At 68.1% G+C, this 21,372-nt stretch carries 16 protein-coding genes and 1 pseudogene; 9 read left to right on the top strand and 8 right to left on the bottom strand.

Annotation, left to right across the window (positions count from 1 at the left end; translation table 11 throughout):
* The first annotated feature begins 36 nt into the window (after positions 1 to 36).
* A complete protein-coding gene (locus Q3A80_RS10820) occupies positions 37 to 1,770 on the top strand; it encodes a ClcB-like voltage-gated chloride channel protein (RefSeq protein ID WP_446329040.1) in 1,734 nt (577 codons plus the stop codon).
* Between the two features lie 82 nt (positions 1,771 to 1,852).
* Here the strand turns inward: Q3A80_RS10820 and Q3A80_RS10815 are convergent, their stop codons facing one another.
* Entirely contained in the window at positions 1,853 to 2,473 is a 621-nt protein-coding gene (locus Q3A80_RS10815; protein WP_446329039.1) for a TetR/AcrR family transcriptional regulator, read from the bottom strand.
* A 186-nt stretch (positions 2,474 to 2,659) separates the two neighbouring features.
* Between Q3A80_RS10815 and Q3A80_RS10810 the strand changes: the two genes are divergently transcribed.
* The 4 genes from Q3A80_RS10810 (at position 2,660) to Q3A80_RS10795 (ending at position 9,686) form a co-directional block, all read left to right on the top strand.
* Positions 2,660 to 3,769, top strand: a complete 1,110-nt coding sequence (locus Q3A80_RS10810) for an efflux RND transporter periplasmic adaptor subunit (RefSeq protein ID WP_446329038.1) — start codon at positions 2,660 to 2,662, stop codon at positions 3,767 to 3,769.
* Positions 3,766 to 6,909, top strand: a complete 3,144-nt coding sequence (locus Q3A80_RS10805) for an efflux RND transporter permease subunit (protein ID WP_446329037.1) — start codon at positions 3,766 to 3,768, stop codon at positions 6,907 to 6,909. The genes Q3A80_RS10810 and Q3A80_RS10805 overlap by 4 nt, the downstream gene beginning before the upstream one ends.
* A 2-nt stretch (positions 6,910 to 6,911) precedes the next feature.
* On the top strand, positions 6,912 to 8,528 hold the full coding sequence (locus Q3A80_RS10800) for an efflux transporter outer membrane subunit (protein ID WP_446329036.1): 1,617 nt from the start codon (positions 6,912 to 6,914) through the stop codon (positions 8,526 to 8,528).
* A 129-nt stretch (positions 8,529 to 8,657) separates the two neighbouring features.
* Positions 8,658 to 9,686 carry a MerR family transcriptional regulator gene (locus Q3A80_RS10795; RefSeq protein WP_446329035.1) on the top strand — a complete coding sequence of 343 codons (1,029 nt, stop codon included), beginning with the start codon at positions 8,658 to 8,660 and terminating at the stop codon, positions 9,684 to 9,686.
* Between the two features lie 216 nt (positions 9,687 to 9,902).
* On the opposite strand, the gene Q3A80_RS10790 is transcribed toward Q3A80_RS10795, so the two are convergent.
* Positions 9,903 to 11,285: a sigma-54 interaction domain-containing protein gene (locus Q3A80_RS10790; RefSeq protein ID WP_446329034.1), complete on the bottom strand. Its 1,383-nt coding sequence runs from the start codon at positions 11,283 to 11,285 to the stop codon at positions 9,903 to 9,905.
* A gap of 250 nt (positions 11,286 to 11,535) precedes the next feature.
* Here Q3A80_RS10790 and Q3A80_RS10785 point away from each other — a divergent pair, with 250 nt between their 5' ends.
* From Q3A80_RS10785 to Q3A80_RS10775, 3 genes and pseudogenes are all read left to right on the top strand, one after another.
* On the top strand, positions 11,536 to 12,420 hold the full coding sequence (locus Q3A80_RS10785) for an MBL fold metallo-hydrolase (RefSeq protein WP_446329033.1): 885 nt from the start codon (positions 11,536 to 11,538) through the stop codon (positions 12,418 to 12,420).
* Between the two features lie 93 nt (positions 12,421 to 12,513).
* Positions 12,514 to 13,734: pseudogene (locus tag Q3A80_RS10780) on the top strand (NAD(P)/FAD-dependent oxidoreductase); the annotation flags it as partial.
* An 18-nt stretch (positions 13,735 to 13,752) separates the two neighbouring features.
* Positions 13,753 to 14,559: a sulfite exporter TauE/SafE family protein gene (locus Q3A80_RS10775; protein WP_446329032.1), complete on the top strand. Its 807-nt coding sequence runs from the start codon at positions 13,753 to 13,755 to the stop codon at positions 14,557 to 14,559.
* A gap of 111 nt (positions 14,560 to 14,670) precedes the next feature.
* Here Q3A80_RS10775 and Q3A80_RS10770 read toward each other — a convergent pair whose 3' ends face one another.
* The 4 genes from Q3A80_RS10770 to Q3A80_RS10755 form a co-directional block, all read right to left on the bottom strand.
* Positions 14,671 to 15,492, bottom strand: a complete 822-nt coding sequence (locus tag Q3A80_RS10770; protein ID WP_446329031.1) for an ABC transporter permease subunit — start codon at positions 15,490 to 15,492, stop codon at positions 14,671 to 14,673.
* Positions 15,489 to 16,418: an ABC transporter permease subunit gene (locus Q3A80_RS10765; protein WP_446329030.1), complete on the bottom strand. Its 930-nt coding sequence runs from the start codon at positions 16,416 to 16,418 to the stop codon at positions 15,489 to 15,491. The genes Q3A80_RS10770 and Q3A80_RS10765 overlap by 4 nt, the downstream gene beginning before the upstream one ends.
* On the bottom strand, positions 16,415 to 17,575 hold the full coding sequence (locus tag Q3A80_RS10760; protein WP_446329029.1) for an ABC transporter ATP-binding protein: 1,161 nt from the start codon (positions 17,573 to 17,575) through the stop codon (positions 16,415 to 16,417). Before Q3A80_RS10760 ends, Q3A80_RS10765 begins: the two co-directional genes overlap by 4 nt.
* Before the next feature lie 86 nt (positions 17,576 to 17,661).
* Positions 17,662 to 18,756 (bottom strand): polyamine ABC transporter substrate-binding protein, encoded by a 1,095-nt coding sequence (locus Q3A80_RS10755; protein WP_446329028.1) that lies wholly within the window; start codon positions 18,754 to 18,756, stop codon positions 17,662 to 17,664.
* A gap of 340 nt (positions 18,757 to 19,096) precedes the next feature.
* Between Q3A80_RS10755 and Q3A80_RS10750 the strand changes: the two genes are divergently transcribed.
* A complete protein-coding gene (locus Q3A80_RS10750) occupies positions 19,097 to 19,300 on the top strand; it encodes a DUF1289 domain-containing protein (protein WP_446329027.1) in 204 nt (67 codons plus the stop codon).
* Between the two features lie 80 nt (positions 19,301 to 19,380).
* On the opposite strand, the gene Q3A80_RS10745 is transcribed toward Q3A80_RS10750, so the two are convergent.
* Together Q3A80_RS10745 and Q3A80_RS10740 are read right to left on the bottom strand one after the other, a co-directional pair.
* The gene (locus Q3A80_RS10745) at positions 19,381 to 20,022 is read right to left on the bottom strand and encodes an OmpW/AlkL family protein (protein ID WP_446329026.1); all 642 of its coding nucleotides are present in this window, start codon (positions 20,020 to 20,022) and stop codon (positions 19,381 to 19,383) included.
* Between the two features lie 65 nt (positions 20,023 to 20,087).
* Positions 20,088 to 21,278 (bottom strand): NAD(P)H-dependent flavin oxidoreductase, encoded by a 1,191-nt coding sequence (locus Q3A80_RS10740; RefSeq protein WP_446329025.1) that lies wholly within the window; start codon positions 21,276 to 21,278, stop codon positions 20,088 to 20,090.
* Between the last annotated feature and the right edge of the window lie 94 nt (positions 21,279 to 21,372).

Raw genomic sequence — 21,372 nt, 5'->3', positions numbered from 1 at the left:
GTTTTCCTTCGTCTCCTTCATCTCCCACTTTCAGCCGTGCTCTCGTTCCTGCTGAAGCTGCGCACCCGCGCCCAGACGCTGTTCCGCCTGTCGGACGCCCATACGATGCTGATCTGGTCGGCGATCGTCGGCGTCGGCGGTGCGTTCGCCACGATGACGTTCCGCGAAGGCATCGACCTGATGCAGCACCTGATCTCCGGGCACAGCGGCAGCTTCGTGCAGATGGCGAGAAGCCTGCCGTGGTACGTGCGCTTCTGGATGCCGGCCGCGGGCGGCCTCCTCGCCGGCTGCGTGCTGCTGCTCGCGACGCGCGGCGACCGGAAATCCGGCAACACCGATTACATGGAAGCCGTCGCGCTCGGCGACGGCGTCGTGCCGGTGCGGCAGAGCCTGTGGCGCAGCGTGTCGTCGCTGCTGACGATCGGCAGCGGCGGCTCGATCGGCCGCGAAGGCCCGATGGTGCAGCTCGCGGCGCTCGCCGCGTCGCTGGTCGGCCGCTTCGTGCACTTCGACCCGCCGCGCCTGCGCCTGCTGGTCGCATGCGGCGCGGCCGCCGGTATCACGTCCGCATACAACGCGCCGATCGCCGGCGCATTCTTCGTGTCCGAAATCGTGCTCGGCACGATTGCGATGGAGAGCTTCGGGCCGATGGTCGTCGCATCGGTCGTCGCGAACATCGTGATGCGCGAATTCGCCGGCTACCGTCCGCCGTACGAGATGCCGGTGTTCCCGCCGGTGACGGGCCCCGAGGTGCTGCTGTTCGTCGTGCTGGGTGCGCTGTGCGGCGTGCTCGCGCCGCAGTTCCTGCACCTGCTCGATGCATCGAAGAACCAGTTCAAGCGGCTGCCCGTGCCGCTGCCGGTGCGGCTCGCGCTCGGCGGCCTCGTGGTCGGCGTGATCTCGGTGTGGATTCCGGACGTGTGGGGCAACGGCTACAGCGTCGTGAACAACATCCTGCATGCGCCGTGGACCTGGCAGGCGCTCGTCGCGGTACTGGTGTTCAAGGTCGTCGCGACCGCCGCGACGGCCGGCTCGGGCGCGGTCGGCGGCGTGTTCACGCCGACGCTGTTCGTCGGCGCAGTGTTCGGCTCGCTGTTCGGGCTCGCGATGAATGCGCTGTGGCCCGGCCACACGTCCGCGTACTTCGCGTATGCGATGGTCGGCATGGGCGCGTTCATGGCCGGCGCCACGCAGGCGCCGCTGATGGCGATCCTGATGATCTTCGAGATGACGCTCAGCTACCAGGTCGTGCTGCCGCTGCTGGTGTCGTGCGTGTTCGCGTATTTCGTCGCGCGCGCGACCGGCACCACGTCGATGTACGAGATCACGCTGCGCCATCACCAGGACGCGCAGGAACGGCTGCGGCTGCGCACCACGCAGATGCGCGAGCTGATCCAGCCCGCGCAGACGGTCGTGCCGCTCACCGCGAGCGTCGCCGACATGACGCGCGTATTCCTCGAATATCCGGTGAAGTATCTGTACGTGACCGACGACGCCGGGCGCTTTCGCGGCGCGGTGGCGTTGAAGGACATCACGTCCGACCTGCTCGACAAGCGCGACACGACCGACAAGACGGCCGCGCACTACGCGCATACGCCGTTTCCGCTGCTCACGCCCGACATGCCGCTCGCGACCGCGCTCGAACGCTTCATGGCATTCCAGGGCGAACGGCTGCCGGTGATCGAAAGCGAAGCGGAGCCGACGCTCGCGGGCGTCGTCTACAAGACGTCGCTGCTCGACGCGTACCGGCGGATGACCGGCGAGCGTTGACGCACGGCGTGCGGGCGCGGTGTCCGGTGTCCGGTGTCCGGCAGCATCCGCCCGCCGGCCACCGAATGCCTGACCCGATCGTTCAGTCCGGCGCGCGCCCCAGCACGACCCGCGCGAAGAAACCCGCGAGCACCGCTTCGGCCGCGTCGGCCGACACGTGCTGCGGATCGGCGGTGTAGTACGACTGCACGCCGTCGCACAGACACATCAGCCCGAACGCGAGCGTGTCGGCCGGCAGCAGCAACGGCGTGCCCGCGCGCTCGGCGAAGCGCTGGATGAATTCGGCCATCTGCAGCCGCTTGCCATGCAGGAACTGGTTGAAGCGCACGCGGAACTTCGCGTCGCGCGCCGCCTGCAGCTTCGCCTCGCCCCACAGCAGCGAATATTCGTCGTCGCGAAACAGCGTGCGGTAGTACGCGAGCGCCGTCGACTCCATCTGCTCGCGCGGGCCGCCTTCCTCGAAGATCGCTTCGAAATCGGCGCGCACGGAGTCATGGTCGCGCTCGAGCAATTCGAGCAGCAGCTCCGACTTGCTGCGGAAATTCGAATAGAACGCGCCGCGCGTATAGCCGGCCGCCGCCGCGATGTCCTCGACGCTCGCCGCGACATAGCCTTTCTTCAGAAAAATCCGGTGCGCGGCATTCAGCAGACGTTCGCGCGTCTGGTCCCTGCTCTGCTCGCGAGTTAAGCGCTGTGGTTTCATGGCGCGCAGTCTAGCACCAACTTCCTTTCGGATTCATCTTTGCATTCAGATACAGGTGTGTATTAGAATCCGCCACAGTTTTCGAACGACGTCGTTCGACTGACCGTGCGCGCCCGCGGGCGCCACTCGGGGCAAGCGCGCCGCGCTTGCCGGCTTCGTTCCGCTCTCACCTGATCTGGGGGTTTCGTGAATCGCTCCGGTTCCCGCGCCGTGCTGCTGGTCGGCACCGCGCTCGTCCTTGCCGCCTGTCATCCGAAGGAAGCCGCGCCGCCGGCATCGCGTCCGGTCGTCGCGCTGCCCGCGCACGCCGACGGTGCCGCCGCCGCGGCCACGCTGCCCGGCGAGATCCAGCCGCGTTATGCGACGCCGCTGTCGTTCCGCATCGCGGGCAAGATCATCGAGCGCAAGGTGCGGCTCGGCGATACCGTGAAGGCCGGCCAGGTCGTCGCACTGCTCGATCCGTCCGATGTCGAGAAGAATGCCGCCAGCGCGCAGGCGCAGTTCGATGCCGCGTCGCACAGCCTCGCGTTCGCGAAGCAACAGCTCGACCGCGATCGCGCCCAGGCGCACGAGAACCTGATCGCCACCGCGCAGCTCGAACAGACCGAAAACAGCTACACGTCGGCGCTCGCGCAGCGCAACCAGGCGCAGCAGCAGCTCGCGCTCGCGAAGAACCAGCTTCGCTATGCGACGCTCGTCGCCGATCACGCGGGCACCATTACCGCCGAGCAGGCCGACACCGGCCAGAACGTGTCGGCCGGTCAGGCCGTCTACCAGCTCGCGTGGTCCGGCGACGTCGACGTCGTCAGCGACGTGCCGGAAGCGATGCTCGCGGCGCTTGCGCCAGGCCATGCGGCGAGCGTCACGCTGCCGTCGCTGCCGGGCCGCCGGTTCGCCGCGAAGGTGCGCGAGATCGCGCCGGCCGCCGATCCGCAAAGCCGCACCTGGCGCGTGAGGCTCACGCTCGCCGCACCCGATCCCGCCGTGCGCCTCGGAATGACCGCGAACGTCGCGTTCGACGGCGCGCCGGTGGCCGCGGACACGCCGAGCATCACGCTGCCCGCGACCGCGCTGTTCCACGACGGCCAGCATCCGGCCGTGTGGGTCGTGCGCACGAAGGACGACACGCTCGAGCTGCGCCGCATCGACGTCGCGCGCTTCAACGAACGCACGGTGACCGTGTCGCACGGGCTGCAGCCGGGCGAGCGCGTCGTGCTGCAAGGCGTGCATACGGTCAGCGCCGGCGAGAAGGTGCGTCCGGTCGCGCCGCTGCATCCCGAGGATTTCGCGTCATGAGCGGCCCCCGCGAAGAAGGCCGCTTCAACCTGTCGGCATGGGCGCTGCGCCACCAGGCACTGGTCGTCTACCTGATCGCGCTCGCGACGCTCGCGGGCATCCTCGCGTACACGCGTCTCGCGCAATCCGAAGACCCGCCGTTCACGTTCCGGGTGATGGTGATCCGCACGTTCTGGCCCGGCGCGAGTGCGCGGCAGGTGCAGGAACAGGTGACCGACCGGATCGGCCGCAAGCTGCAGGAAACGCCGGCCATCGACTTCCTGCGCAGCTATTCGCGCCCCGGCGAATCGCTGATCTTCTTCACGATGAAGGATTCCGCGCCCGTGAAGGACGTGCCGGAGACCTGGTACCAGATCCGCAAGAAGGTCGGCGACATCGGCTATACGCTGCCGCCCGGCGTGCAGGGTCCGTTCTTCAACGACGAATTCGGCGACGTCTACACCAACATCTGGACGCTCGAAGGCGACGGCTTCACGCCCGCGCAGCTGCACGACTATGCGGACCAGCTGCGCACCGTGCTGCTGCGCGTGCCGGGCGTCGGCAAGGTCGATTATTTCGGCGATCCGGAACAGCGGATCTTCATCGAGGTGAACAACGCGCAGCTCACGCGCCTCGGCATCTCGCCGCAGCAGCTCGGGCAGGCGATCAACGCGCAGAACGACATCTCGTCGGCCGGCGTGCTGACGACCGCCGACGATCGCGTGTTCGTGCGGCCGAGCGGCCAGTTCGACAGCGTCGACGCGATCGCCGACACGCTGATCCGCATCAACGGCCGCACGTTCCGGCTCGGCGATCTCGCGACCGTGAAGCGCGGCTACGACGATCCTCAGGTCACGCAGATGCGTGCGAACGGCCACGCGGTGCTCGGCATCGGCGTGACCATGCAGCCGGGCGGCGACGTGATCCGGCTCGGCAAGGCGCTCGACGCCGAATCGAAGGAGCTGCAGGCGCAGCTGCCGGCCGGGCTCAAGCTGACCGAAGTGTCGAGCATGCCGCACGCGGTATCGCATTCGGTCGACGACTTCCTCGAAGCGGTCGCCGAAGCAGTCGCGATCGTGCTGGTCGTGAGCCTCGTGTCGCTCGGGCTGCGCACCGGGATGGTCGTCGTGATCTCGATCCCGGTCGTGCTCGCGGTCACCGCGCTGTTCATGTACCTGTTCGACATCGGGCTGCACAAGGTGTCGCTCGGCACGCTCGTGCTCGCGCTCGGGCTGCTCGTCGACGACGCGATCATCGCGGTCGAGATGATGGCCGTGAAGCTCGAACAGGGCTACAGCCGCGCCCGCGCCGCCGCGTTCGCGTATACGAGCACCGCGTTCCCGATGCTCACCGGCACGCTCGTCACGGTGTCGGGCTTCCTGCCGATCGCGCTCGCGAAATCGAGCACCGGCGAGTACACGCGCTCGATCTTCGAGGTGTCGGCGATCGCGCTGATCGCATCGTGGTTCGCGGCGGTCGTGCTGATTCCGCTGCTGGGCTTCCACCTGCTGCCGGAGCGCAAGAAGCATGCGCATGAGGCGCACCTGCCGGACGATCACGAGCACGACATCTACGACACGCGCTTCTACACGCGGCTGCGCGGCTGGATCGACTGGTGCATCGAGCGGCGCTTCGTCGTGCTGCTGATCACCGGCGCGCTGTTCGTCGTCGCGCTGATGGGCTTCACGCTGGTGCCGCAGCAGTTCTTCCCGAGCTCCGATCGCCCCGAGCTGCTGGTCGACCTGCGGCTGCCGGAAGGCGCATCGTTCGCGGCGACGCTGCGCGAGACCGAACGCCTCGAGAAGATGCTCGACAAGCGGCCGGAGATCGATCACACGGTGAACTTCGTCGGCAGCGGCGCGCCGCGCTTCTACCTGCCGCTCGACCAGCAGCTGCAGTTGCCGAACTTCGCGCAGTTCGTCGTCACCGCGAAATCGGTCGAGGATCGCGAGAAACTCGCGAGCTGGCTCGAAACCACGCTGCGCGACCGGTTCCCGGCCGTGCGCTGGCGCCTGTCGCGGCTCGAAAACGGGCCGCCCGTCGGCTACCCGGTGCAATTCCGCGTGAGCGGCGACGACATCGCGCAGGTGCGCTCGATCGCCGAGAAAGTCGCGGCGACGATGCGCGGCGACGCGCGCACGGTGCACGTGCAGTTCGACTGGGACGAGCCGGCCGAGCGCTCGGTGCGCTTCGAGCTCGACCAGAAGAAGGCGCGCGAGCTGAACGTGACGTCGCAGGACGTATCGAGCTTCCTCGCGATGACGCTGTCCGGCACGACGGTCACGCAGTACCGCGAACGCGACAAGCTGATCGCGGTCGACCTGCGCGCGCCGCGCCCCGATCGCGTCGATCCCGCGAAACTCGCGGGGCTCGCGTTGCCGACACCGAACGGGCCGGTGCCGCTCGGCTCGCTCGGCCGCTTCACGCCGACGCTCGAATACGGCGTGGTGTGGGAGCGCGACCGCCAGCCGACGATCACCGTGCAGTCCGACGTGCGCGCCGGCGCACAGGGCATCGACGTCACGCATGCGATCGACGGCAAGCTGAACACGTTGCGCGCGCAACTGCCGGTCGGCTACCAGATCAACATCGGCGGGTCGGTCGAGGAAAGCGCGAAAGCGCAGAGCTCGATCAACGCGCAGATGCCGCTGATGGCGATCGCCGTGTTCACGCTGCTGATGATCCAGCTGCAGAGCTTCTCGCGCGTGCTGATGGTCGTGCTGACCGCGCCGCTCGGGCTGATCGGCGTGGTCGGCACGCTGCTGCTGTTCGGCCAGCCGTTCGGCTTCGTCGCGATGCTCGGCGTGATCGCGATGTTCGGGATCATCATGCGCAACTCGGTGATTCTCGTCGACCAGATCGAGCAGGACATCGCGGCCGGCCACGGACGCTTCGACGCGATCGTCGGCGCGACCGTGCGGCGCTTCCGCCCGATCACGCTGACGGCCGCGGCCGCCGTGCTCGCGCTGATCCCGCTGTTGCGCTCGAACTTCTTCGGGCCGATGGCAACCGCGCTGATGGGCGGGATCACGAGCGCGACCGTACTGACGCTGTTCTACCTGCCCGCACTGTACGCCGCGTGGTTCCGCGTGAAGCGCGACGAACGCGACGAACGCGACCCGCACGACGGCGGCCCGCCTGCCGCGCCGTCCGGAGCCTGATCATGGAATTGTCGATGAACCTGAAAACCAAGGCCGCACGTGCGCTTGCGGCCGCGAGCCTCACGGGCCTTGCAGGCCCGCTGGCCGGCTGCGCATGGTTCGCCCCGAGCGGCGAGCCGCCCGCGATGCCGTCGCCCGCGCATTACGGCGCCGCGCCGCAAGCGCAGCAGACCGTCGCCGCACAAGGCGTCGCGCAGCAGTTCGAGGTCGGCGCGCAACCGGTGCCCGACTGGTGGACGCAGTATCGCTCCGACGCGCTGAATGCACTCGTCGACGAAGGGCTGCGCAACAGCCCGACGCTCGGTGCGGCATCGCATTCGCTCGATGCCGCGCGCGAGCAGTTGCGCGGACAGATCGGCAGCTCGATGCTGCCGTCGATCGACGCGGGCGGCCAGGCCACGCGCCAGCGCGCGCTCGGCGTACCGATCCCCGCGCTCGGCGCGCCGACGCTGCTGTACGACACGTTCGTCGGGCAACTGCAGGCGAGCTACACGGTCGACCTGTTCGGCGTGTCGCGCTTCGCGAACCGCGCGCTCGCGAAGCGCGTCGATGTCAGCGCGTTCCAGCTCGAATCGGCGCGCCGCGCGCTGGCCGCGAACATCGTCACCGCGTCGATCACGGTGTCGGTGCTCGATGCGCAGATCGCGACGACCGAGCGGCTGGTCGCGCTCGCGAACGACCAGGCGCGCGACGCGCAGCGCCGTTATACGCTCGGCTCCGCGTCGCACAGCGACGCGCTCAATGCGCAGCAAAGCGCGGACACCTTCGCGGCAAGCCTGCCCGCGCTGCGCCAGCAGCGCGACACCGCCCGCCACGCGCTCGCCGTGCTGATCGGCCGCACGCCGGACCAGCCGCCCGCCGATCTCGCGCTCGCCGACCTGCGCCTGCCCGAGCAGGTGCCCGTGGTCGTGCCGTCGGACCTGCTGCAAAGCCGCCCGGACATCCAGGCTGCCGACGCCGGACTGAAGGCGGCCGCCGCCGAAGTCGGCGTCGCGACCGCGCAGCTGTTCCCGCAACTGTCGCTGTCGGCGGCGATGGGCAAAGGCGGCTTCAGCTGGCCGGCGATGCTGTCGGGCGCCGGCGCGATCTGGAACGTCGGCGCGTCGCTGAGCCAGCCGCTGTTCCATGGCGGCGCACTGCTCGCGCAGCGCCGTGCGGCGAAGGCGACGTACGAGGCGGCGGTCGACCAGTACAAGCAGGCCGTGCTGGCCGCGTTCCAGAACGTCGCCGATTCGCTCGCCGCACTCGAGCACGACGCGGAGGCGCTCGATGCGTCGTCGCGCGCCGCGCTGTCCGCACGCGGTGCATACAATGAAGCGGCCGCCCGCGTGCGGCTCGGTGCGCTGCCGCCGTCGGCCGCGCGCGCGAGCGAACTGCAGTACCGCAATGCGCGGCTCGACGAGATCCGTGCAACCGGCGCACGCTTCGCGGATACCGCGCGGCTCTATCAGGCGATGGGCACGCCGCCGGTCGACTCGGCCGCTCACACCACGAGAGCCGCGCAAGCCACGAAAGCCGGGAATGCCGATGCATCCGCCATCACCGGCAACGCGGATCACGACGTCCCCGGCGCGCAAGCTGGCGCGGCCACGCCCGACGCACGGCCGTCACCGCAGTGACGCCCATTTGCCGCGCCGCCAGCGGCACGGCGCGCGGAACCACCCCGCGCGCCGGTCTGCAATCTTCCGCTTGACCCTCACGTAGCGTAACGTTCGAGACTCCAGTGTGCGCACCGAACGGAGGAGATCATGCGGCTGAAAGTGGGAGAACTGGCGAAACGCAGCGGACTGACCGTCCGCACGCTTCATCACTATCACGCGATCGGCCTGCTGACGCCTTCGGCGCGTGCCGACAACGGCTACCGGCTGTACGACCGCGACGACATCGCCCGGCTCCACCAGATCCAGGCGTTGCGTCGCTTCGGACTGTCGCTGGCCGAAATCGGCGACTACCTGAACCAGCCCGGCACCCCGCTCGTCGAGCTCGTCGCGAAGCAGATCGCGTCGCTCGACCGCCAGCTCGCGCAGACCGCGCAGCTGCGCGAGCGGCTCGTGCACCTGCACGCGCAACTCGCCGCGGGCACGGAGCCGGAGCTGACCGATTGGCTCACCACACTGGAGTTGATGACCGTGTACGACAAATATTTTTCCGAGGAAGAACTCGCGCGCATGCCGATGTACCGCAAGAGCCAGACCGGCGACGCGGACTGGATCGCGCTCGTCGCGGAGGTGCGGGCGCTGCACGACGCGGGCGTGCCGCCCGAGGACGAACGCGTGCGCACGCTCGCCGACCGCTGGATGACGCTGCTCGTGCGCGACACGAACAACGATCCGCGGCTGCTCGCGAAGCTGAACCTGATGCACGAGCGCGAACCGTCGATGCAGTCGCAGATCGGCATCTCGACCGCGCTGCGCGACTACGTGCTGAAGGCCGTGGCCGAAACGAAGATGCGGATCTTCGAGAAGTACCTGACGCCGGACGAGATCCGCTTCATGCGTGCGCATTACGGCGAACGCGCGATGGAGTGGCCGCAGCTGATGGCGGACGTGCGCGATGCGATCGAAGCCGGCAAGCGCCCCGATTCGCCGGAAGGCCGTGCGCTCGCGCAGCGCTGGATGGAACTGTTCCGCGGCTATGCGGGCGACGATCCGGCCACGCACGCGAAATTCCGCAAGGCAATGATGACCGAGCCGGCGCTGACGAAGGACGCGTGGGCCGACCACACGCTGCTCGGCTTCATGCGCGACGCGGTGGCGCAGCTGGCGCAGGCGCGTTGATCGGGTGACGCTGTGCACGGGCGTACGGGCCGCTTGCATGCCGAGCGCCCGTGCACATGCGTCGCTCGACCGACTGTCGCTCATGCGCGCGCGACACGGCCGTTGATGGTCGTGCAGGCCGATCGCGCGCGAGTGCTTCGTCATGTCGTGCAGGAATGCGAGCCGAGACGCGCCACAGCGACAAAGAGACCGGGGGCTGCGGCCTGCGACCGCCGCTCATCGCCCGCGCATGCCGAGCCCGAGCGCCTTCATCCGCCGGTACAGCGTGCGCTCGCTCATCCCGACCTGCTCGGCCAGTTGCTTGCGCGTGCCGTCGAACGTGCTCGCGATCCGCACCAGTTCTGCGTCCGACACGCCGCGTGCGTCCGACACCCGCGTGGGCGGCGCGGCGGCTGCCGCGACCAGCTCGGCCGGCAGATGCTCGACGCGAATCGTCCCGTCGTCCGCGAACAGGCACGCGCGTTCGAGCACGTTGCGCAGCTCGCGGATGTTGCCCGGCCATGCATACGCATCGAGACACGCACGTGCCCGCTCGGTCAGCACGAACGGCCGGGCGCCCGACTCCCCCGCACCGGCGCGCGCGTTCGCGATGCGCCGCAGGATCGATTCGGCCAGCAGCGCGACGTCGCCGCGCCGCTCGCGCAGCGCGGGCAGCGCAATCGGGAACGCGTTGATCCGGTAGTACAGGTCCTGGCGAAACCGGCCGTCGTCGATCATCTCGCGCAACGGCTTGTGCGTCGCGGCGACGAGCCGGAAATCCGCGCGCAGCGCCTCGACGCCGCCGACCCGCCGAAACGTGCCCGACTCGATCAGCCGCAGCAGCTTCACCTGCATCGGTAGCGGCACGTCGCCGATCTCGTCGAGAAACAGCGTGCCGCCCTGCGCGGTTTCGACGAGGCCCGGCTTGCGCTGGTTCGCGCCGGTGAACGCACCCTTCTCGTAGCCGAACAGTTCGCTCTCGAACAGCGTCTCGGCGATGCCCGAGCAATCGACGACGACGAACGGCCCCGGCGCACGCTCGCTCGCCTCGTGCAGCGCCCGCGCGAACAGCTCCTTGCCGGTGCCCGATTCGCCGAGCAGCAGCACCGGCAGCATCGACGGCGCGACGCGCTGCAGCGCGCCCAGCGCCGCATTGAATGCATCGGCGCCGCCGACGAGCCCTTCCGCGCTCGGCTGCGCGGACGCGCTGCGCACCGTCGTCAGCCGCTCGACGTACGCGATCACGGCGCCTTGCGCGTCGAAGATCGGCCGCAACTCCACGTCGACGTGCTCGGGGCCACGCGGCGTATGGTGGATGTGCAGCACGCGGTTCAGGCTGCGCGACTCGAGCGCCTGCTTCATCGGGCAATGCTCGCCGGCCTGGTCGCACGGCACGTCGTAGTGATGCGAGACCTGGAAGCAGTGCCGCCCCACGTGCTCGACGCCCGCTACGCCGAACTGGCGCCGGTACGCATCGTTCGCTGCGAGGATGCGGTAGTCCGGATCGACGACGATCATCGGCTGCGGATCGTGTTCCAGATACGCGACGAGCGCGCGCACGTCGGGCATCACGTCGCGCGGCGGCGCGGGAACGATCGGAATGGTGTCGTGCGGATTCATCGGAAGGCTCGAAGCGGATTGGCCGGACGGACTGCCAGGCCGACTGCCAATTCTGCCACGACACTGCCACGCGTGGCAGTCCCTGTCGTAGACGGCCCGCGGCTCGCGCCTGCGCCGCGCCCGCAGCGCGCCAAAAACCCCAACTGAATCAAGCACCTGCAATATGGCTCGGCGTCCCGGCACGGATTGGCACGCTTCTTGATCGACGAAGTGCCAAATTGCAGATGCAGAACCCGATCGAGGACATCCCGTGAGCCATGCCCCCACGCTGTCGGTCGAAGGCTTTTTCGACCCGGCGACCCACACCGTCAGCTATCTGCTGCTCGACACCGAGAGCCGCGCGTGCGCGCTGATCGACAGCGTGCTCGACTACGATCCGAAATCCGGCCGCACGCATACGGCCAGCGCCGACCGGTTGATCGCGCGCGTCGCGGAGCTCGGCGCGACCGTGCACTGGCTGCTCGAAACGCACGTGCATGCCGACCACCTGTCGGCCGCGCCGTACCTGAAGGCACACGTCGGCGGCCAGATCGCGATCGGCTCGCACGTGCGCCGCGTGCAGCACGTATTCGGCACGCTGTTCAACGCCGGCCCCGGCTTCGCACCGGACGGCAGCCAGTTCGACCGCCTGCTCGACGACGGCGACACGCTCGCGCTCGGCGCGCTGACGATCCGCGCGCTGCATACGCCGGGCCACACGCCCGCCTGCCTCACCTACTGCGTCGACGATGCGACGCAGCATGCGGCGTTCGTCGGCGACACGCTGTTCATGCCCGACTACGGCACCGCCCGCTGCGACTTCCCCGGCGGCGACGCGCGCACGCTGTACCGCTCGATCGCGCGCGTGCTGGCGCTGCCGCCCGACACGCGCCTGTATCTGTGCCACGACTACCAGCCGGGCGGCCGCGACGTGCAGTTCGTCACGACCGTTGCCGAGCAGCGCCGCGCGAACGTGCACGTGAAGGACGGCGTGACCGAGGACGCGTTCGTCGACATGCGCACCGCGCGCGACGCGACGCTCGACATGCCGGTGCTGATGCTGCCGTCCGTGCAGGTCAACATGCGCGCCGGCCACCTGCCCGAGCCGGAAAGCAACGGCGTGCGCTACCTGAAGATCCCGCTCGATGCGATCTGACCCGTCCCGCCAGGAGACCGCGACATGACCTTCCGCACGCTGACCGACACGCTGTCGGTCTCGCCCCAGATCGCCGCGATGAACGACATGCGGCACGACATCGTGATCGTCGGTGCCGGCGCGGCCGGCGTCGCAGTCGCATCGAGCCTGCTCGCCCGCGACGCAACGCTCGATATCGCGGTGATCGACCCGGCCGACACGCATTACTACCAGCCAGGCTGGACGATGGTCGGCGCGGGCGTGTTCCGGCCGGCCGCGACCGCACGGCCGATGGCCGACGTACTGCCGCGCGGCGTGACATGGATCCAGGCGGCCGTCGCCGGTTTCGAGCCCGACGCACATGCGGTCGTACTCGACGCCGGCCGGCGCATCGGTTACCGCAGGCTCGTCGTGTGCCCGGGACTCAAGCTCGACTGGCATGCGATCGACGGCCTCGCTCAGACGCTCGGCCGCAACGGCGTCACGTCGAACTATCGCTACGATCTCGCGCCGTACACTTGGGAACGGGTGCAGGCGTTTCGCGGCGGCAATGCGCTGTTCACGCAACCGCCGATGCCGATCAAGTGCGCGGGCGCGCCGCAGAAGGCGATGTACCTGTCATGCGACCACTGGCGGCGCACCGGGCGCCTCGGCGCCGCGAACGTCGAGTTCCTGAATGCAGGCGGCGCGCTGTTCGGCGTCGCCGACTACGTGCCCGCGCTGATGGAGTATGTGAAGCGCTACGACATCGCGCTGTCGTTCGGCCACACCCTCGTCGCGATCGACGGGCCAGCGCGCCGCGCGACCTTCACGCGCACGCTGCCCGACGGGAGCACGGCAACGGTCGAGCGTTCGTTCGACATGATCCACGTGGTGCCGCCGCAGAAGGCGCCCGATTTCGTGCGTGCGAGCCCGCTCGCCGACGCGGCCGGCTGGATCGACGTCGATCCGGCGACGCTGCGGCACCAACGGTTCGCCGACATCTTCGCGCTCGGCGACGTGACCAACACGACCAACGCGAAAACCGTCGCGGCCGCGCGCAAGCAGGCGCCCGTCGTCGCGCACAACCTGCTCGCGTCGCTCGGCCGTGCGCACGGCGACGCCGCATACGACGGCTACGGATCGTGCCCGCTCACCGTCGAGCGCGGCAGGATCGTGCTCGCGGAATTCCTGTACGGCGGCAAGGTCGCGCCGACCTTCCCCGCGTGGCTGATCGACGGCAAGCGCCCGTCGCGGCTCGCGTGGCTGCTCAAGGCGCGCGTGCTGCCGCCGCTCTACTGGAAGGCGATGCTCAAGGGCCGCGAATGGCTCGCGAAGCCTGCGATCGCACGTTGACCGGAGCGCGAGGACACCATGCTGATTTCCCTCGTACTCGGCGGTTTCGTCGGCGCGGTACTCGGCCTCACCGGCGCGGGCGGCGGCATTCTCGCGGTGCCCGCGCTCGTCGTCGGGATGGGCTGGCCGATGCCGCAGGCCACGCCCGTCGCGCTCGTCGCAGTCGCCGGCAGCGCAGCGCTCGGTGCGCTCGAAGGATTTCGCCGCGGCCTCGTGCGCTATCGCGCGGCGCTGCTGATGGCCGTTGCCGGCGTGCCGCTCACGACGCTCGGTGTGAAGCTCGCGCACGTGCTGCCGCAACGCGTGCTGCTCGCGCTGTTCGCGCTGACGATGCTGGTGGTCGCGGCCCGGCTGCTGCGGCAGGCGCTGCGCAACGCGCACGCCGATACCGACGAATCGCCGCTGTGCGTCGGCCGCGTGAACCCCGATACGGGCCGGCTCGTGTGGTCCTGGCCGGTCGGGCTCGCGCTTGCGTCGACCGGCGCGGTCACGGGGCTGATGACGGGGCTGCTCGGCGTCGGCGGCGGCTTCGTGATCGTGCCGATGCTGCGCAAGTTCACGAACGTGTCGATGCACGGCGTGGTCGCGACGTCGCTGATGGTGATCGCGCTGGTCGGCACCGGCGGCGTGTTCGCGACGCTCGTGTCCGGCACGCATGCGCCGCTCGACATGATGCTGTGGTTCACGGTCGCGACGGCCGTCGGGATGGCGGCCGGCCGCGGCGCGTCCCGGCATCTGTCCGCACGGCACGTGCAGGCCGGCTTCGCGGCCGTACTCGTGTGCGTCGCGCTCGGGCTGCTCGCGAAGGCGGCGTTCGGCGCATAAGGCGTCGTGTAGCACACGACGCCCTGAAAACAAAACGCCCGGGCCGACTCGTCGTCGGCACCGGGCGTTTTGCGTTGCATCGGCAACCTGCGCGCGGGGACGCGCGAGCCGTCACGCGGCGAACGCCGCCATCCGCTTGCGTTCCTGGCGCAGCATCACGAAGTTCGCGATCACGACGCCGGCCGTCACCGCGACGATGAACAGCGTCGCGAGCGCGTTCATCTCCGGATTCAGGCCGAGGCGCACACGCGAGAACACGACGAGCGGCAGCGTCGTCGAGCCGGGGCCCGACAGGAACGCCGACAGCACGAGGTCGTCGATCGACAGCGTGAACGACAGCAGCCAGCCCGCGATCAGCGCCTGCGAGATCAGCGGCAGCGTGACCGTGAAGAACACCTTCAGCGGCGTCGCGCCGAGATCGAGCGCGGCTTCCTCGAGCGACGGGTTCAGCTCGCGCACGCGCGACTGCACGATGATCGCGACGTACGAGATGCACAGCATCACGTGGCCGAGCCAGATCGTGAACACGCCGCGCTCGGCCGGCCAGCCGATCCATTTCGCGAGCTCGATGAACAGCAGCAGCAGCGAGATCCCCTGGATCACCTCGGGAATCACGAGCGGTGCGTTGATCATCCCGCTGAACAGCGCGAAGCCGCGAAAGCGGCCCATCCGCGCGAGCACGAAGCCGGCCCACGTGCCGATGAACACCGACGCGAACGCGGTCAGCACGCCGATCTTCAGCGACAGCCACGCGGCCGTCAGCAGCTCGTCGTCCTGCACGAGCGCCGAGTACCAGCGAAACGAGAAGCCCGACCATACGGTGACGAGCTTCGACTCGTTGAACGAATAGACGATCAGGCTGATGATCGGGATGTACAGGAACGCGAAGCCGGCGAACAGCGCCGCGAACTGCAGGTAACGATTCGGCTTCATCGACGGCGGCCCTCCTGCTCCTTCGCCTGGAAGTGCTGGAACATCGCCATCGGCACGAGCAGCAGCAGCACCATCGCGCAGGTCACGGCCGACGCCATCGGCCAGTCTGCGTTGTTGAAGAACTCGTTCCACATCACGCGGCCGATCATCAGCGTGTTCGCGCCGCCGAGCAGTTCCGGGATCACGTACTCGCCGACCGCCGGAATGAACACCAGCAGGCAGCCCGCGACGATCCCGTTCTTCGACAGCGGCAGCGTGATCTGCACGAACGCCTTCCACGGCTTCGCGCCGAGGTCGTACGCGGCTTCGAGCAGGCGCAGGTCCATCTTCACGAGGTGCGCGTACAGCGGCATCACGAGGAACGGCAGGTACGAATAGACCATCCCGATGTACACCGCGTAGTTGGTGCGGTACAGCTCGATCGGCGTGTGGGTCAGCCCGATCCACATCAGGAAGTTGTTCAGGAGCCCGTTGTTCTTCAGGATCCCGATCCATGCGTACACGCGGATCAGGAACGACGTCCAGAACGGCAGCATCACGCCCATCATCAGCAGGTTGCGGGTCGCCGGATCCGAGCGCGCGATGTAGTACGCCATCGGATAGCCGATCAGCAGGCACAGCAGCGTCGTGATCGCGGCCACCACCACCGAATTCACGTAGGTCGCGAAATACAGGCTGTCGGTGAGCAGGAACGCGTAGTGCGACAGGTTCAGCGCGATGTGTACGACGCCGTCCGTGTACGACGCGAGCTCCGTGTACGGCGGAATGCCGAGCTGCAGCTCCGCGAAGCTGATCTTCACGACCAGCACGAACGGCACCAGGAAGAACAGCACGAGCCACGTGTACGGCCCCGCGACGACCGCCGTCGCGCCCGTCAGGTTGAAGCGCCGCACCGGCCACGCGAGCAGGGACTTGAGCGCGTTCATGACGCCAGCACCACGCCTGCCGTCGCGCTCCAGCGCACGTAGATCTCGTCGCCGAGCGCCGGCGTGTCGAGCTCGGTGATCGCGAGGCTCGACACGTTCGCGATCACCGTCTTGCCCGCGTCGAGCTTCACGTGATACAGCGAATAGCCGCCCATGTACGCGACGTTGGCGATCCTGCCGCGCGCCCAGTTGAACGCGCCTTCGGGCGGCTTGCGCGTGAGCGCGATGCGCTCGGGGCGCACCGACACCGTGACCGGCATCCCGAGCGGGCCCGTGATCCCGTGGCTCACGTACAGCCGGCTCGGCAGCTCCGGCGATTCGATGTACACGTGGTCGGGTTCGTCCTCGACGGTGACGCCGTCGAACAGGTTCGTCGAGCCAATGAACTCGGCCGAGAAGCGGCTGTTCGGATATTCGTAGACTTCGCTCGGCGAGCCGATCTGCACGATCTGCCCTTCGCTCATCACCGCGAGCCGGTTCGCCATCGTCATCGCCTCTTCCTGGTCGTGCGTGACCATGATGCAGGTGACGCCGACCTTCTTCAGGATGTTGACGAGCTCGATCTGCGTGCGCTGGCGGATCTGCTTGTCGAGCGCCGACATCGGCTCGTCGAGCAGCAGCACCTTCGGGCGCTTGACGAGCGAACGCGCGAGCGCGACGCGCTGCTGCTGGCCGCCCGACAGCTGGTGCGGCTTGCGCTTCGCGTACTTGCTCATCTGCACGAGTTCGAGCGCGGCGGCTACGCGCTCCTTCAGTTCGGCCTTCGGCGTGCCTTCCTGCTTCAGGCCGTATGCGACGTTCGCTTCGACCGACATGTGCGGGAACAGCGCATACGACTGGAACATCATGTTCACGGGCCGCTTGTACGGCGGCATCTGCGCGAGGTCCTCGCCGTCGATCAGGATCTTGCCCGACGTGACCGTCTCGAGGCCCGCGAGCATCCGCAACAGCGTCGACTTGCCCGAGCCCGAGCTGCCGAGCAGCGCGAACAGCTCGCCCTGGCGCACCGTCAGGTTCACGTTGCGCACCACTTCGGTCTCGCCGAATTTCTTCACGACGTCGACGATCTGGACAAAGTTCTCGGCGCGCGTGGCGGCGCCGGTCGAAGGAACGAAGGACGGCGCGCCCGCGACCGGCGCGCCCGACTGGCTATTCATGATGTGCTGCTTCTCTCCTGCGTTTGACGAACAAAGCCCCCGGGGGCACCAGGGGCTTCATGACTGCCGGCTCACTGCGACTCGCGTCAGCGGCCCGATTTCAGCTCGGTCCACAGACGCGTCTGCAGGCGCTGGATTTCAGGCGGCAGCGGCTTGAGCAGGAACAGCGTCTTCACGACGTCGGCCGGCGGATAGACGGCCGGGTCGTTCGCGACGTCCGGGCGCACGTACTTGCGCGCTTCGGCGTTCGCGCTCGGGTAGTAGACGGCGTTCGTGATCGCCGCGTGCACCTTCGGGTCCTCGATGTAGTTGATCCACTGCAGCGCGGCTTCCTTGTTCTTCGCGTCCTTCGGGATCGTCATCACGTCGAACCAGACCGGCGCGCCGCCCTTCGGGATGTAGTACTCGATCTTGTACGGCTTCTTCGCTTCGATCGCGCGATGCTTCGCGATCACGACGTCGCCCGACCAGCCGAACGCGAAGCAGATGTCGCCGCCGACCAGGTCGTTGATGTAGCCCGACGAGTTGAATTGCGTGATGTACGGGCGGATCTTCTTCAGCACGTCCATCGCGGCCTTGTAGTCGGCCGGGTTCGTGCTCATCGGATCCTTGCCGATGTAGTGCAGCGCCGCCGCGAACATCTGGTCCGGCGCGTCGAGCACCGACACGCCGCAGGTCTTCAGCTTCGACAGGTTTTCCGGCTTGAACAGGATGTCCCAGTTGTCGAGCGGCACCTTGCCGAGCGCCTGCTGCGCCTTCGTCAGGTTGTACGCGAGACCGGTCGTGCCGTACGCCCACGGCACCGCGTACTTGTTGCCCGGGTCGGCGCCGGCGACGAGCGCCATCAGTTGCGGATCGAGGTACTTGAGGTTCGGCAGCTTCGACTTGTCGAGCGGCGTGAAGATGCCGGCGGCGATCTGCTTGCCCGCGTAGTTGCTGGTCGGCACGACGATGTCGTAGCCCGAGCTGCCCGTCAGCAGCTTCGCCTGCAGCGTGTCGTCGCTGTCGTAGTTGTCGTAGCGAACCTTGACGCCCGTCTGCTTCTCGAAGTTCGGGATCGTGTCCTTCGCAATGTAGTCCGACCAGTTATAGACATTGAGCTGCGTATCCTTCGCCGCCGCCGCCGATGCACCCACGCACAGCGCAAGCGCTGCGAACCGGCCCGCTACCTTTGCTTTCATCCCGCTCTCCCTCCGGCCGGACCGTGTGTCCGGCTGCCGTCTGCCTCGTCATGGCGGCGCATCCCGGCACGCCGCCCCTCGAAAACCCCGAACGCTACCATCATTCGCGCTCCGTCACAAAAAAATCATGACCGTGTCGCGCAAACGGAACAGATTCCCGCCGCCGGCCGCTCGTGCGGCCCGCGCAGCGGGGCGTTCCGGGGGAATTCTATCGGGTAATCGGCGGCTGTCCATCAGGAAAACAAAGCGGCGGCGAAACCGGTGGCCGCCGGCGCAACCGGGCCGCGCCGCCCCATGCATTAAAATGACGCCCTGACGATTTCACGGCGCGACCCTTCCGATGGCCTCCAATCTCCATGACCTGCCCGACAGCCCCTGCATCGGCGTGTGCTCGACCCTCTTCGACGAAGTCTGCAAGGGCTGCGGCCGCACGGCCAGCGAAGTGTCGAACTGGGTGTTCCTGAGCGACGACGAAAAACGCGCGATCTGGGAGCGCATCACGCGCGACGGCACCGCGATGCGTTTCCAGTACGACAAGCTGTAAATCCCCCGCACAAAAAAAGAGCGGCATGCCGACTGCCATGCCGCCAACCCCAACTCTGTTCTTTTCCGCGCGCGTAGCGTCTAGAACTTCATCCCGACGCCCACGCCGACGATCAGCGGATCGATGTGCAGCGTGCCGATGCCCTTGTCGCCGAGCGTCGCATCGGTGCTCATCCAGATCTTCTTCACGTCGACGTTCATGAATACCTTCTTCGTGAGCTGCACGTCGACGCCGAACTGCAGCGCCGGCCCGAAGCTGCTCTTGCCGATCGACACACCCTGCCCGCCGACGTTGAGCCCGTTGTTGTAGAAGTACGTGTAGTTCAGCCCCGCGCCGACGTACGGACGCACCTTGCCCGCATGATTGAAGTGGTACTGCAGCAAGAGCGTCGGCGGCAGCACGCCGACGCCGCCGAGATTGCCGAGGCTCGACGTCATCTGGTGCCGCGACGTGCCGAGGATCAGTTCCACGCCCAGGTAGTCGCGGATCATGTACGTGAAGTCGAGCTCCGGCACGATCGCGTTGTTCACGCCGGTGTTGATCGCGCCGAGCGTGTCGCTGCCGCGCTCGTTCGGCTGGATGCTGATCGCGCGCAGCCGGACCAGCACGTCGCCCTGGTTGATCCCGTCGCCCGCCGACGCCGCGTGCGCCAGCGACGGCATCGCGGCGACGCTTGCCGCGACGGCGGCTGCGGTGACACATGTTCGAATCGTTTTATGCATGGTGCGGACCCTTGAAGAATGGATTCCATTCTCGCCATAGGGTCTTTGTCCCGTCTTGATATTCGTCAAGCCAGCGTAAACACCGGACGGTTTGTCGCAGGCTCCGCCGCGCGGCCCGTCAGCAGCAGATCGAGCAGATCGCGCACGCTGCGGATCGCGTTGCCGAACGGCAGCGCTTCGCGGCCGCGGAAGAACAGCCCGTTCGCGACGTCGCCGCGCAACGCGGCCGCGAGCCGCGTGTCGATGCAGAAATGGCCGAACTTCTCGATGCCGTCGCGCAGCCCGCACACGCTCAGGCATTCGAGCGCCGTCGGGCAGCGCTGCCTGAACGCGCCGAGCTTGTTGCGAATGCGCGTTTCGTTGCGCAGGTAGCGATCGAGCCACGGCGTCTTCACCGCCCGCGCAGGCAGCCCCGTCACGCTGACGAATTCGACGATGTCGTCGGGCAGCGCATCGGCCAGCACGCGCTTGAAGTTCGGGTGCGCGTCGCCTTCTGCCGTCACCGCGAACGGCGTGCCGACCTGCACGCCGTTCGCGCCGGCCGCGAGCGCCGCGCGCACCGCGTCGTGACTGTTGATCCCGCCCGCGACGATCAACGGGATCGTGTCGCGCGCGATGCCGAGCGATGCCATCAGCTGCGCGGTCTCGTCGAGCACGCGCGCGAAATCGAAGCGCGCATCGTGCATGTCGTCGATCTGCGTGACGCCGAGGTGGCCGCCCGCACGGGCGGGATGCTCGATCACGATCGCATCGGGCAGCCGCCCCTTCTTCATCCACTTCTTCAGCACCAGCGCGATCCCGCGGCTGTCCGACAGGATCGGGATCAGCGCGATGTCGCGGCCGTGCGTGAGGTCGGGCAGATCGAGCGGCAGGCCCGCGCCCATCACGATCGCATCCGCGCCCTCGTCGCACGCGATGCGCACGTAGTCCGCATGCGCGCTCACCGCCTTCATCACGTTGACCGCGATCATCCCGCGGCCTTCGCTGTAGGTCTTCGCGAGGCGGATTTCGCGTGCGAGCGCTTCGAGGTTCGCGGCCTCGAGCGTCGCGCGGTCGGGATTCGCGCGGCAGCGCGCGAGCAGGTCCGCATGGTGATGACGCAGGTCGATGCTCGCGATCGTGCCGAGCGCGCCTTCGCGCGCGACGCTGCCCGCGAGACGGTGCGCGGAAATGCCGACGCCCATGCCGCCCTGCACCACGGGCAGCAACGTGCGGCCGCGGATCGTCAGCGGCGGGAAGGAAGTGCGTGCGATCATCGGGAGCCTCGTCGAAACATCGGAAATCGGAACCGCGATGATCGACGATCCACCGGCGCGCACCTTGACGGCCGTCAATAAAAAAACGGCACGC

It is taken from the genome of Burkholderia sp. SR8 (assembly GCF_052851275.1).
Note: the sequence above shows the minus strand (reverse complement) of the source record. Positions and strands in the feature narration are given on the sequence as shown.

Coding starts and splice junctions, on each gene's coding strand:
- Q3A80_RS10815 (WP_446329039.1), bottom strand. CDS start 2,473: ATGAAACCACAGCGCTTAACTCGCGAGCAGAGCAGGGACCAGACGCGC.
- Q3A80_RS10805 (WP_446329037.1), top strand. CDS start 3,766: ATGAGCGGCCCCCGCGAAGAAGGCCGCTTCAACCTGTCGGCATGGGCG.
- Q3A80_RS10800 (WP_446329036.1), top strand. CDS start 6,912: ATGGAATTGTCGATGAACCTGAAAACCAAGGCCGCACGTGCGCTTGCG.
- Q3A80_RS10795 (WP_446329035.1), top strand. CDS start 8,658: ATGCGGCTGAAAGTGGGAGAACTGGCGAAACGCAGCGGACTGACCGTC.
- Q3A80_RS10790 (WP_446329034.1), bottom strand. CDS start 11,285: ATGAATCCGCACGACACCATTCCGATCGTTCCCGCGCCGCCGCGCGAC.
- Q3A80_RS10775 (WP_446329032.1), top strand. CDS start 13,753: ATGCTGATTTCCCTCGTACTCGGCGGTTTCGTCGGCGCGGTACTCGGC.
- Q3A80_RS10770 (WP_446329031.1), bottom strand. CDS start 15,492: ATGAAGCCGAATCGTTACCTGCAGTTCGCGGCGCTGTTCGCCGGCTTC.
- Q3A80_RS10765 (WP_446329030.1), bottom strand. CDS start 16,418: ATGAACGCGCTCAAGTCCCTGCTCGCGTGGCCGGTGCGGCGCTTCAAC.
- Q3A80_RS10760 (WP_446329029.1), bottom strand. CDS start 17,575: ATGAATAGCCAGTCGGGCGCGCCGGTCGCGGGCGCGCCGTCCTTCGTT.
- Q3A80_RS10755 (WP_446329028.1), bottom strand. CDS start 18,756: ATGAAAGCAAAGGTAGCGGGCCGGTTCGCAGCGCTTGCGCTGTGCGTG.
- Q3A80_RS10750 (WP_446329027.1), top strand. CDS start 19,097: ATGGCCTCCAATCTCCATGACCTGCCCGACAGCCCCTGCATCGGCGTG.
- Q3A80_RS10745 (WP_446329026.1), bottom strand. CDS start 20,022: ATGCATAAAACGATTCGAACATGTGTCACCGCAGCCGCCGTCGCGGCA.
- Q3A80_RS10740 (WP_446329025.1), bottom strand. CDS start 21,278: ATGATCGCACGCACTTCCTTCCCGCCGCTGACGATCCGCGGCCGCACG.